Annotated in this window: 10 protein-coding genes; all 10 read left to right on the forward strand. The window is 74.0% G+C overall.

Annotated elements, in window-relative coordinates; translation table 11 throughout:
• Positions 1–174 precede the first annotated feature (174 nt).
• Positions 175–1,539: an alanine/glycine:cation symporter family protein gene (locus tag D5H75_RS01035; RefSeq protein WP_119924402.1), complete on the forward strand. Its 1,365-nt coding sequence runs from the start codon at positions 175–177 to the stop codon at positions 1,537–1,539.
• A 263-nt stretch (positions 1,540–1,802) separates the two neighbouring features.
• Positions 1,803–2,162 (forward strand): MarR family transcriptional regulator, encoded by a 360-nt coding sequence (locus tag D5H75_RS01040; protein WP_119924403.1) that lies wholly within the window; start codon positions 1,803–1,805, stop codon positions 2,160–2,162.
• A complete protein-coding gene (locus tag D5H75_RS01045; protein ID WP_119924404.1) occupies positions 2,159–3,112 on the forward strand; it encodes a CPBP family intramembrane glutamic endopeptidase in 954 nt (317 codons plus the stop codon). The genes D5H75_RS01040 and D5H75_RS01045 overlap by 4 nt, the downstream gene beginning before the upstream one ends.
• 229 nt (positions 3,113–3,341) lie before the next feature.
• Positions 3,342–4,169, forward strand: coding sequence for a hypothetical protein (locus D5H75_RS01050; protein ID WP_119924405.1), 828 nt, complete (start codon positions 3,342–3,344; stop codon positions 4,167–4,169).
• Between the two features lie 80 nt (positions 4,170–4,249).
• Complete coding sequence (locus tag D5H75_RS41165) at positions 4,250–4,420, forward strand: hypothetical protein (RefSeq protein WP_202637708.1); 171 nt, start codon at positions 4,250–4,252, stop codon at positions 4,418–4,420.
• 76 nt (positions 4,421–4,496) lie between these two features.
• Positions 4,497–5,624, forward strand: a complete 1,128-nt coding sequence (locus D5H75_RS01055; protein ID WP_202637709.1) for a hypothetical protein — start codon at positions 4,497–4,499, stop codon at positions 5,622–5,624.
• Between the two features lie 8 nt (positions 5,625–5,632).
• Positions 5,633–6,025, forward strand: coding sequence for a hypothetical protein (locus D5H75_RS01060; RefSeq protein ID WP_119924407.1), 393 nt, complete (start codon positions 5,633–5,635; stop codon positions 6,023–6,025).
• A complete protein-coding gene (locus tag D5H75_RS01065; RefSeq protein WP_119924408.1) occupies positions 6,022–6,339 on the forward strand; it encodes a hypothetical protein in 318 nt (105 codons plus the stop codon). The genes D5H75_RS01060 and D5H75_RS01065 overlap by 4 nt, the downstream gene beginning before the upstream one ends.
• 5 nt (positions 6,340–6,344) lie before the next feature.
• Positions 6,345–9,257, forward strand: a complete 2,913-nt coding sequence (locus D5H75_RS01070) for a pre-toxin TG domain-containing protein (protein WP_119924409.1) — start codon at positions 6,345–6,347, stop codon at positions 9,255–9,257.
• Positions 9,254–12,403 (forward strand): hypothetical protein, encoded by a 3,150-nt coding sequence (locus D5H75_RS41170; RefSeq protein WP_202637710.1) that lies wholly within the window; start codon positions 9,254–9,256, stop codon positions 12,401–12,403. The genes D5H75_RS01070 and D5H75_RS41170 overlap by 4 nt, the downstream gene beginning before the upstream one ends.
• Positions 12,404–12,434 lie beyond the last annotated feature (31 nt).

The following is a 12,434-nucleotide window of genomic DNA, read 5'->3' on the forward strand; positions in this document are numbered from 1 at the left end:
CGCCAGGCCCGCCTGCTCAGACGCCCCACGCATCCCGATATCGGGTGATAACGCCTGAGAAAAGGTTGGGAGGCAATGCCGGATTGGGGGTTCCCGAAATCGGGGTGAAAGGTGGATCATCGCCGGGACCTCCCGGCTCACGCCCTGTGATCGTCATGACGATGAGGAGCACGCGTGCAACAGACATTGACCGCCATCGCCGACTTCGTCTGGGGACCGGCGCTGCTGATCCCCCTGCTCCTGCTCACCGGCCTCTACCTCACGGTCCGGCTGCGGGGACTGCAGTTCCACAAGCTGTTCCACGCGCTCTACCTCGCGCTGGTGCGGCGCAGCGAACCCGGCGGCGAAGGCGACATCACCCACTACCAGGCGCTGGCCACCGCCCTGGCCGCCACCGTCGGCGTCGGCAACATCGCCGGCGTGGCCACCGCCATCCACCTGGGCGGGCCGGGCGCGCTGTTCTGGATGTGGGTCACCGGCCTGGTCGGCATGGCCACCAAGTACGCCGAGGCGTTCCTGGGCGTGCGCTTCCGCCGCAAGGACGCCAAGGGCGAGCAGAGCGGCGGCCCGATGTTCTACCTCACCTACGGCGTCGGCGGCAGGTTCGGCGCCATCCTGGGCATCCTGTTCGCCGTCTTCGGCGCGCTGGCCGCCTTCGGCATCGGCAACATGGTCCAGTCCAACAGCGTCGCCGACGCCATCAACGCCCAATGGGGCGTCCCGATGTGGCTGACCGGCATCATCATCACCGTGCTGTCCGCCGCCGTCATCCTCGGCGGCATCAAGAGCATCGGCACCGTCACCAGCGCCTTCGTCCCCGTGATGATCGTCTTCTACATCCTCGGCGCCCTGTGGATCATCATCGCCAACATCGGCAACCTGCCCTCGGCGATCGCGCTCATCTTCACCGACGCCTTCACCGGCACCGCCGCCACCGGCGGCTTCGCCGGCTCCACCATCCTGCTCGCCATCCGGTACGGCGTCGCCCGCGGCATCTTCTCCAACGAGTCCGGCCTGGGCACCGGCGGCATCGCCGCCGCCGCCGCCAAGACCGCCGAGCCCGTCCGCCAGGCCCTGGTCTCCATGACCCAGACCTTCATCGACACCCTCATCGTGGTCACCATGACCGGCCTGGCCATCGTCGTCACCGACGCCTGGAAGAGCGGCGAGACCGGCGCCCCCCTGACCACCCTGGCCTTCAGCGACGGCCTGCCCGGCCAATGGGGCGGCATCGTCGTCACCATCGGCCTGGTCTTCTTCGCCTACTCCACCCTCCTCGGCTGGGCCTACTACGGCGAACGCTGCATGGACCGCCTCTTCGGCCGCGTCGCGGTCGCGCCGTACCGGGTGGTGTTCATCGCCCTCATCTTCGTGGGCACCATCACCCACCTGGAGACCGTCTGGACCTTCTCCGACATCATGAACGGCCTCATGGCCCTGCCCAACCTCATCGGCCTGATCATGCTCTCCGGCCTCGTCGTCCGCGAGACCCGCGAATACTTCAACCGCCCCGACTGGGAGAAGATCCCGACCTCCTGACCGCCCCGGGCCCGGTGACGGAGGCCGCCCGCCCGTACGGGGCGGGCGGCCTCCCCGTTCCGGGCGGACCCGGCCGGCGAAACCGGACCCGGACTTCGCCGACGCCGATGACCTTGGACCGCTCCGGCTGTTACGGTATGTCGCGGTGCGCCGGGAAGTCTGGTCGGCAAGGTCATGATCATGGGCTGACGCGGAGGTTTCCCGATGAGCACCCTCGGTGGGACGGCCGGGGGAATCCTCGTGCCGCGGGGCGTGAGCCGCGCATGAGCTCCGCGAACCCGGGCGAGGGCGACCCGGCCCTGCTGCTGAGCCGGCATCTCCTGATCCTGCTGCAGATCGCCCGCGACCCCCAGATACGGATCCGCCAGGCGGCGGCCACGGCCGGCGTCACCGAGCGCACCGTCCAGGCCGTGGTCGGCGAGCTGGAGGCGGCCGGGTACCTGCGCCGGACCCGGGTCGGCCGCCACAACAGCTACCAGATCGCCCGTGACCGCCTCCTGACGATCCCCGGCGGCGCCGGAGTACCTCTGGGCGCCGTCCTGGACGTCCTGCTCGGCACGCCCGCACCCGCCGGCGGCGTGACACCGGACCGATTCGGGCGAAGGGTTGGACGATCGTCGTGAAGTTCCGCGAGAACACCGACCTGGCCGTGTTCCTGGCCGTCACCTACGGCCTGGCGTGGCTGGTCGCGCTGCCCGTCTGGCTGTCGGACGAGCCGCCCGCCTCGGTCTTCGAATCCCCGCTGACCTCGGCGCTGACCAGCGTGGCGCTGATGGTCCTGCCCGCGCTCGGCGTCCTCGCCGTACGGCTGACGCGGGCGGGGCGGCCCTGGTCGTGGCGGGAGGACGCGGGGCTGACCTGGGGGCCCGACCGGCGCCGGACCTGGGCGCTGTTCGGGCTGGGCTGGATCGGGACGTCCCTGCTGGTGATCGCGGCGGTGGCCCTCAGCGCCCTGCTCGGCCTGCTGGCCCTGGACCTCAACGGGCTCAGCGCGTTCCGGGAGCTGCAGCGCCTGCCGCCCGCCTCGCAGCCCGCGGGCGACTCCCTGGTGGAGATCCTGCCGCGCCTGGCGTCGATCGTGCTGCTGGAGCCGCTGATCCTGCTGCTGCCCGCGCTCGGCGAGGAGATCGGCTGGCGCGGCTGGCTGGTGCCCCGGCTCCGGCCGTACGGCCTGTGGCCCGCGCTCGCGCTCTCGGGCGTGATCTGGGGCGCCTGGCACGCGCCGCACACGCTGCTGGGCTACAACTACCCCCATCTCGGCGCCTGGGCCGCGCTGATGACGATCGGCCTGAGCACCCTCTACGGCGTCGTCCTGGCCTGGCTCCGGCTCCGGTCGGGCAGCGTGTGGCCGGCGGCCGTCTCCCACGCGGCGTTCAACAGCACCGCGACCGTGGTCGTCCTCGTCGGCGACGCGCGCACGCCGTACGATCCGGCCCTGGCCAGCATCACCGGGCTCATCGGCTGGCTCGTCCTCGCCTGCGCCGCGTTCACCCTCCTGCGCCGCTGGCCCATCCCCGCGCCACCCGGCGCGGCGGACCCCGGGGTCCGCCGCGCCGGCGACCTGACCCCCTGATCACACCCCCGCCCGGCCGTACCTCCGTAAAAAGCGTTCGACAGGGGCGTCACGGCACTTCCGTGGCCGGGGAGCGTCTGCTACTTTCGGTGCCCTATCGGTGACGCATCGTGTTCTGACGTCTCAGCATGCGACGTGCCACACCCCGGCGACCTGGCCGCCGGGGGGTAGTCGGTCGGCGGTCGCGGGCGGGAGAGGCGCGGGACATGGCGTTTCACGGTGGTGCCGGGTGAGCACCTTCACCGACGCGCTGATGCTGCGGCTGCACGCCCCCGGCGGCCTGCCCGGCCTCCTGTTCCCCGCCGACGCGACCGGCCGCGCCCGGATCCGCCAGCTCGCCGGGACGCTGTACGGCGTGCCGGCCGCCGCCCTCCACGACGTGCTGAAGGTCGAGGTGGCCGCGGAGGAGTACCAGTGGCCCCTGTTCCGGCAGCGGCTGCTCGCCGGGACCTGGACCCGCACCACGCCGGACCACGCGCGCACCGACGTGCTGTACGAGGGGCGGGAGGCCGGCGCCCCGCCGGAGTGGGTCGATCTGGCGCTGGAGGTGGCGGCCACCGTCCTGCTGGAACTCGACGGGGGACGGATCGAGTCGGTCGTCCTCGGCGACATCGGGGAGTACGCCTCGCTGGCCGAGTTCCAGGCGAAGTTCCGCTGGTTCGACCTGGCCGGGTACCTGGCCCGCCACGGGCTCACCACCGTCGAGGACCTGCGCAGGGCCTTCCATCACCTGCTCGGCGAGGTCAAGCTCGCCGCCCCGCCCCCCTTCGACCCGGCCGACCCCGCCAACCAGCGGCGGCTGCGGCTGCGGCTGGCCGTGCTCATCCGCGAGACGGTGGACGTCACGGAGGCGCTGCGCTCCGCCCGGCTCGTGCGCGACCTCGCCGCGCGCGGCCAGGTCGCCCACCGCGACCCGGACGGCCTCACCTCGCGCTCCCCGCTCGCGCCGGTGCTGCTCCTGCCCAAGCCGGCCGTCACGGCCCATCCCGTCCCGGAGAGCGAGTTGCTGGCCTTCTTCGCCTCGCAGGACGTCCTGGCGATCCCCGTGCCGCCGTAGAACCGCGCGGCGGAGCCCCCGCCCGCGCCCGCCGTACCCCGCTATGTGCCCACGCCGAGGAGAACCCCAAGGAGAACGCCATGACCTCGCCCGAAAGCCCCGCTCCGAACGGGCCGGACACCCCCGCGGAGACCTCCGAGGTCCCTCCCACTCGCACGCAAGACCCCGGGGCGAGCGCGCCCGCGGCCCGGCCCATGACGGTCGCCGAGCAGGAGGCGCTGCGCCGCAAGCTCCAGGACAGGTTCCACTGACCGCGCTGTCGGCGGGAAGACGAAAGGCGAAGGAAGAATGGCCGTCCGGTACATCAACGTCAGATCCAATGTCGACATGTTCTCCCCGGTGGTGCGGGCCACGGGGAACGTCGCCGTCATCGGCACCGCCGCGAAGGGGCCCCAGGGCGTGGTCGTGGCGGTCACCGACCCCTCGCAGGCCGCCGAGGAGTTCGGCCCCGCGACCGTCCCGGATCCGCAGAATCCGGGCGTCCCCAAGCCCAACTCCTCGCTGACGGCGGCGCTGACGACGCTCTTCGGGCAGACTCCGGGTCCCGCCCAGGTCTGGGCGGTGCGGACGGCCGGCACGTCACCGGGGCCCGTGGGCGACCCGGCGGCCGCGCTCACCGCGATCGAGGATCTGGACGCGCAGTTCGTGGTCCTCGCGGCGACCCCGCTCGACGGCACGACCGGGGGCGACTCCGGCGCGATCGGCAAGCTCGCCGCGCACGTCACCCAGGTCTCCAACTCCGGGGGCGAGGGCAAGGAACGCATGGGCGTCGTCATGCTGGTCAGGGACGCCGACGACCCGGTCGTGGTCACCGGCAAGGCCAAGCTGGTCAGCGACCGCATGATCTACATCGCCCACCGCAGCGCCGACGACGCCGCCGCGGCGGTGGCCGGGACGATCGCCGGGTATCCGCCGCACATCTCCGTGCTGCTCAAGAAGGTCGCCATCACCAGCGAGCCGTTCAGCGTCGCCGCCATCGACAAGCTCAACCAGGGCGAGCAGTTCGGCGATCCCCCGAAGGGCTGCGGGATCAACTGGCTGGCCCGCCCCGCCCTCATCCCGGGCGGCGGCGTGTACCTGGGCGAGGGATACACCGGGGACCCGGCCGGGATGAAGTTCATCGACGTCCGGCGGACCGTGGACGACATCGGCTTCAAGCTCAAGGCCAGGCTGATCCGGGGCATCGGGAATCTGCGGATCAGCCGGTCCGGACTGCGCGCGCTGGTCGTGCAGATGGAGGCGGTCCTCGATCCGCTGGTCCGCGACGAGGTGATCGACGGCTACGCCGTCGACATCCCGGTGCTCGATCTGCTCGACAGCGACCCCGCCGCCCTCACCCCGGCCCAGCTCAAGATCATCCAGCAGGCGCAGGCCGACCGGGTGGCCCAGGTGCTGGTGTCCGTCGACTACGCCGGCGCCCTGCACCGTCTCGCGCTGACCCTCAACTTCACCTAGGAACGGACATGCCCGACTGGAACACCCGGCTGGAGATCCGCCTCGGCAACACCGTCATCGCGCCGATCTCGCAGTTCACGCCCACCTTCAACGTGCCGCACACGGTCATCCACTCCATCGAGCAGGACAACCTGGGGTACGTCCGCCAGCCGCAGACCTTCACCTTCACGATGACGGTGCAGGCGATCGGCACCGCGGTCGCCGACCTGACCGAACTCGCGGTGAAGGGCAAGGAGTTCGAGATCACGGTGGCGGAGAAGAAGGGCACCGACTGGACGTTCAAGGCCCTCAAGTTCAGCCGCTGCGTGATCACCTCCGCGAACCCCAGCAACGTGGTCATCGACGGCGCGCCCAGCGCCAGCTTCACCTGCATGTCGCTGAGTCCCGGGGTCGAGTCGTGACGGCCCCCGAGGACACGGGTGAGGAGCGCGGCGGGGCCGAGGGCCTGATCGTGATGCCGGCCTTCGAGGGCGGGGGCCGGGTCGAGCGCACGGGGATCGCCCTGGTGCACGAGGGCGAGTACATCGTGCCCGCGCCCGGCAGCGAGGCGGTGCTCTCCCCGGGCGCCGGGGCGGACCCGGACGGCCGGGTGGTGTGGAGCTTCCCGATCGAGGTCGAGGTGGTGGGCGAGCTGTCGGACGCGCAGCTCGACACGGTGGCCCGGCACGTCTTCGACGAACTCGACGTCGCGCTCAGGCGGCAGGGGGGCGGCTGAGGGCGATGCCGGGCGTCGACGTGCGGGTGCCGATCCGGGTACGGCTGGTGGGTTCGCCCACCGCGGAGGACCTGGCGCGGCTGGAGGCGGCCGTGGCGCGGCTGGTCGCCCGGCGGCTCGACGAGGCCGAGCGGGCGCTGGCCGGCTCACGTACGGCCCCGCCCGGCGGCCGGACGGCGGGCGGCCACGGAGCACCCGCGGCCCGGTACGACTCCACCCTCGACGCCGGCCCGGACGGGCCCGGAAGCGGCTACCGGATCATGTCCTACCAAGGGCCGCCGCGCCCGGTCCGGGTGCCGGTGGACCGGCGGGCGCCCGGCGGTCCCGGCGCCGCAGGTACCGGCCCCGCAGGTACCGGCCCCGCAGGTACCGGCCCCGCAGGTCCTGCGGCCGCGGGCGGGCCGGCCAGGCAGGCCGCGCTGCGCCGCGTCACCGATCTCCTGTCCACCGGCGTCCTGGACTGGGCGGTGACCGACGCCGACGCCCGCGAGGCGCTGCGCGTCCTGCGCGGGCTCCCACCGGAGGACCTGGTCGCCGTGGTGCGGGCGCTGCGGCTCAGCGGCAGGCTCGCCGTACTGGGCCGGGAGCTGCCCGCCGACGCCGACGCCGACCTGGCCGACCTCCAGCGGCGCCTGGACCCGCACTCCGGCCATCTCATGCCCGGCGACACCGTCCGGGTCGAGCTCCGGCTCGGCGCCGAGGTCCAGCGGAACGTCTCCGGGGACCACGTCCTCACCGAGGCCGGGCTCGCCCTGCCGCTGCTGGGCCGCCCGCTGCCGGTCACCGGCCTCCTCCCCGCCGACCTGCCCGACCGCATCGCGCGCGCGTACCTGGACGCGCTGGTGTACACCGAGCCGTCGGTGCGGATCGCGGTCGTGGCCCGCGGACCGCGATACGCCCCCCGGCACGGCCCCACCCGCGGGGAGTTCTGGTACGCCTCGCGACCTATCCGGCACTCCCCGGAGGAGCAGGCCCAGCTCGACAAGCGGCGCGAGCTGCTCGGCTACATCGCCTGGGCGCGCGTGGACGACCCGCTCGGCCGGGAGGCGTTCCACCGCTACCACGCCTGGATCGAGAGGCACTACGGCACACCGGAGTTCCTGCGCCAGACGGGGCCCGCGCTGTGGACCGCGGCGCTGAGGGAGACGGCCGCGCCGCCCCGGACGTCGGCCCGCGGCCGGTTCCTGGAGCTGGCCGGAGCCGTCCGGCGCACCGCCGACGCCGTGCCGCAGGCGGAGAGGCCGGCGGTGACCAAGGCGCTCGGCGAGTACCTCGCCTGGCTCGACCGGCAGAGCGACGAGGTGCTCGCGCGCCACGACCCCGGGCAGGTGTGGGCCCGGCTGTACCTCCAGCAGCTCGAGGCCGGGGTCAAGGCGACCGTCGCCCGGAGGCTGCGGCTGGAGCGGGAGGCGGCCCTGGACGAGGCCGCGAGGCGGGACACCGAGGCCGCCGCCCGCAAGGTCGAGGAGGCGCTGGAGTTCCTGCGGAACCGGGTGTGGCAGGTCCGCGAGCCGTACCTCGTCGAGGACCGCGGGCACGGCGCCGGCTGGCTGGTGTGGCAGTCGGAGCGGGAGACGGCGATCCGCGACATGATCGCGCGTGGTTTCCTGCGCGACCTCATCGCGTCCATGCACACCAGGGGCTTCACCTCGACCAGCGTCGCCGCCGACTTCAAGCGCTACCTCGACACCCACCCCCTGGAGTTCCGGGCGTACCTGCTCGCCCGGTCGGCCCCGGACACCGAGCGCTACGACATCCCGATCGACATCCCCGCGTGGCAGACCGCGGTCGAGACCCTGATCGGCTTCATCCCGGTCGTCGGCTCCGTCGTCGCCGCGGGCGAGGCGGCGATCGGGTACGACCTGTTCGGCAACGAGCTGAGCACCGTGGACCGGGCCATCCTGGGCGCCTCGGTGCTCCTGCCCGCCGCAGGCAAGGCGGCCAGGCTCGGCAAGGGGGCCTACACCGCCGCCACCCTGGCCCGCGAGTACCGGCTCTCGGCCCGGGAGGCCGGGGTGCTCCACCGGGCGCTGACCAAGGTCGAGCCGGGCACGAAGGGGGCGCTGCTGCTGGAGTCGGCCGCGGCCGACGTGCGGGCCGGGCGGCCGGTGCGCGACGCCAGGCGCCTGGAGGAACTGGGCGGCCTGTTCAAGGACATGGGGCTGACCGACCGGGCGACGACCCGGGAACTGCGGATCGGGGCCGCCGAGAGCGCGCTGGAGGGCGGCGCCGGACGCCCCGGCCAGGAGGCGGCCGAACGGTTCCTCTCCGACGTCGAGGTGGACCGCGCGGTCGCGTCGATCGAGGACGAGGCCACCCGGCCGGCCGTGCGGGGCGGCAAGCGGCCCACCGTCGACGACGTCCGCGTGCCCACGCGGAAGAGGTCCCGGCTCGACCTCGAACACCTCCCGCGCAGGCCGGGCGAGAGCATGCGGCAGGCGGTCGAGCGCGCCCGGCAGGTCCTGGGCCGGCGGATCGACGGGACGCCGCTCGGCCCCGTGTGGCAGCGGGCCCGGGCCAAGGTGGTCGGCGGGCGCTCCCTGGAGAACGCCGGGCGGCAGGAGATGCTCGACCTGTACGACAGGGTGCGCGACGAGTTCTGGACCCAGTGCCGGACCGACCCCGACGCGGTGCGCTACCTGCGGGACGCCGGGTTCTCCTTCCCGCCGTCGGGCAAGGCGCCGCTGCTCGACGTGGCCGATCCGCCGCCCGGGCTGGGCCTGCCGAAGGCCGCCGAGCTGTCCGCGCAGGAGCGCCGTCTCAGCCTCGACCACAACCTGGAGAAGGCGCTCGGGGAGAACCACCGCAAGGCGCTGGACGCCGACAACCTCACCTTCGAGCTCCACAACCCCAACAGCAACCGGGAGACCGTCCAGGTGAAGTTCGGGCTGCGCGGCACGCCGGGGGTGAGCGAATGAGCGCGCCGCCCATGCCGGAGACCTGGGTGGGCGAGTGCGACGAGGCCACCCGCCGCGCGGTGCGGGCGGCCGTCACCGCGGGCGTACGGCGGGCGCTCGCGGCACGCGGCCAGGCCCGGCCGGCGGCGCCCGCCGCGGGCCCGGGTGGCGACGGGCCGTGGGGGGCCGATCCCGGGGGCCGGACGTGGACGATGCCCGGCTACGGCGACGGGACCGGCGCGCCGGTGGCCGTGCCGATCAGGGCCGCCGCGCGGACCGAGCGGTTCCCGTTCGGCGACGTGCTGGTCCGGGACCGCTTCCCCACACTGCCGGTCATCCGGCTCGCCGTGGACGAGTGGGTGCGCACGGGCGCCGACCCGTACGTGACCTCGGCGGCGCTGGCCAGGGCCGCGCAGTGGGGCGTGTATCTGTACGGCGCGCAGGGGTTCACCGTGCTGGAGCGGCGCGGGCGGCACCGCGAGGACCGGTTCGTCATGGTGCCGCTCGCCGACCCGCTGCTGATCCGCCAGTTCGGCCGGGCCATGCCGCTCCCGGCCGGCGCCGGGGTGGAGGCGACGCCCGGGCTGCAGGTCACCGAGCGGGGCAAGGTGCTGGAGCTCACCGACTACCGGGTCGTCATGACCGTCACCGCCGACGACCGCTACATCCTCGACCTCGGCCCGGCGACCCCCTGGACCCCCGCCGCCGTCCGGCGGGAGTTCGAGCGCACTCCGCCCGGCGAACGCCTCGACCCGGCCGTCGCCGCCCGCGTCGCCACCGCGTGGCTGTCCGCGGCCGGAGGCGAGGCCGAGCCCGGCGCGCCGGACGAGCAGGCGATGCTCCAGCACATCGTGACCATGGACCGGGACGTGTTCGCCTGGATGCCGTGGGAGCGGCGCGCCGGATACCTGGTCGTCCTCTCCGGGCTGAAGTGGCCCAGCGACCGGGAGAAGAAGGCGATCATCGAGTTGCTCGCCTCGGCCCGCAGCGGCACCGAGCTGGAGGCCATGGCCGCGCTGCTGCGCGCGAAGGACGCCTACCGGCGCCTGTTCACCACCCTCGACGGCTCCGTGGTCGAGCTGCTGCTGATCCTCGGCCGCACCCGGCCCCGCAAGGGGCTGAGCCCCGCCTACGTCACCGCCCTGTTCCGCGAGCTGGAGCTGCTGCCTGACGAGCCGCCGGCCGCGCCGGACCCGGCCCGGCGGCTGCGCAACCGCGCGAACGGGCTCAGCCTGTGGCTGCGCTCGACCATCGACGGCATCAAGGACCTGTTCACGCACTCCCCCGCGGACCTGTTCGAGGGCCTGGGCCACCTGGCCGAGTTCGCGCTGCTGGTGCACCGGGCGACCACGCCGCCGCCCGACCCGAAGGCCGCGCAGACCCTGGAGGTCCTCTGCGAGCAGGCCGGCGACGCCATCCGCGTCGCGATGGCCGGGCTGGAGTACGCCGAACGGCTCGGCGCGCCGCACGGCGCCCCCGGCGGCGGCGCCCGGATCGCCGGGGACCTGGCCGATGTGCTGCGCACGGCGCTCGCCGTGGAGATCCTGTCCTGGTTCATCGGCATCGGCGAGATCAAGGAGGCGCTCGGGGCGGCCGAGCTGACCGACCGGCTCGCGGCCCTGCTGAGGGTCCTCGCCTCGCTGCGCCGGCTGGGCCGCGCGGGTGAGGTGGCGCAGGAGCTGAGCCGGCTGGACCGGTTCGTGGCCGCGCTCACGAGCCTGGCCCGGCTCCAGGACGCGACCGCGGCGGCGCAGGCGCTGCGCCTGCTCCCCCAGCACCACCTCGCCGAGGCCGTCCGCCTGGCGGAGCTGCTCGACGTGCCGGCGGGCACGAAGGGCGCGGCCCTGCGCAGGCTCGCCCGGTCCCGCGACGTCCTGCCCGAGGTGGACCGGCTCGCCGACGCGCTGTCCCTGGCCCGGCGGTTCGAGCGCCGCATGGGGTCCAGGGGCGGGGTCACCGAGGACATGACGGCCGCCCTCGCGCGGCTGCTGGAGACCCGTCTGGAGCGGCGGGTCCTGGCGGACATGGTGGACCGTGTGCCGTCGGCGCGCCTGGACGAGTGGTCGCGCGCGGTGAGCCGGATGCGGCCCGAGCACATCGAGCGGCTCGGGACGGACCGGGTGAAGGCCCTGGCCTACTGGCCGCGCGCCATGTCCTTCATCACCGAGGCGGGCGGCGACGTCTACGTGACGCTGCTGCGCCGCGCCGGGGGCGACGCCCGGGCCGTGGACGGTCTGCTGCACGCGGTGGAACTGCGCCGGGCCGAGCTTCCCGATCCGGCCGCCTACCAGCGCCTGCTGGACCGGCTCGCGGCCGGCGAGGCGGCGGCCTTCGAGGAGCTGGCGGGCCGTCTCTCGCGGGCGGCGGAGGCCGCCAGGGGCCGGATCGCGGGCCGGCGGCACATCATGGCCGTCCTCACCGAGTACGAGGAAGGGGCCGCCGAGCTGCGCAAGCGGGGTCAGGCCGCGCAGGCCGCCGAGCGGCTCGCCGAGGCCGAGCGCTTCGCGGCCCAGGTGGGCGAGCTGACCGACCGGGAGCTGTCGGGGCTGGAGGAGATCGCGCGGCTGGCCGAGGACATCGGCTTCGACTGGGTGGACGCCCTGGAGCTGCCCCGCGCCGACCGCGCGCACCTGCTCACCCTCGTGGACGACATCTTCCGCCGGCTGCCCCGCGACCGGGTCACCGGCATGGGGGAGGTCCTGCTGGGCGTCCTGGGGCCGGAGGGCGGCTGGCGGCAGTTCCAGGGCGGCTGGGGCGAGCTGTACGCCGCGCGCACGCTCGTCGAGGACTTCGGAGCGACCGCGCTGGACTTCCAGAAGCCCCGGCCGAACCGCGTCGTCGACATCGTCGCCGACCTGCCCGGCCGCGGCCGGGTCAGCGCCGAGGTCAAGACCAACATCACCGGCAGCGGGCGGGTCGTCGCCGAACAGCTCGTCAAGGACCTGGTCGCGCACGCGCCGACCGGTTACGCGGACCTCCTCTACCTCTACCACCCGAACAAGGCGGGCGAACTGCCCGAGATACGGCAGCGCATGCTCGGAATCTGCGACAGCGCCGAGGCGGCCCAGGCCCTCGCCGCGGCCGGCCACGACCCCGCCGCCGCGCGGGCGGCGTTCCGGGCCTGGCTCGACGCGGGCAACCCGCGTGTCTACCGGATCGACCCTTGACGACCGTCCACCACGACGCCCCGCGAGGGAG

This window comes from Bailinhaonella thermotolerans, from assembly GCF_003594875.1.
GTDB lineage: Bacteria > Actinomycetota > Actinomycetes > Streptosporangiales > Streptosporangiaceae > Bailinhaonella > Bailinhaonella thermotolerans.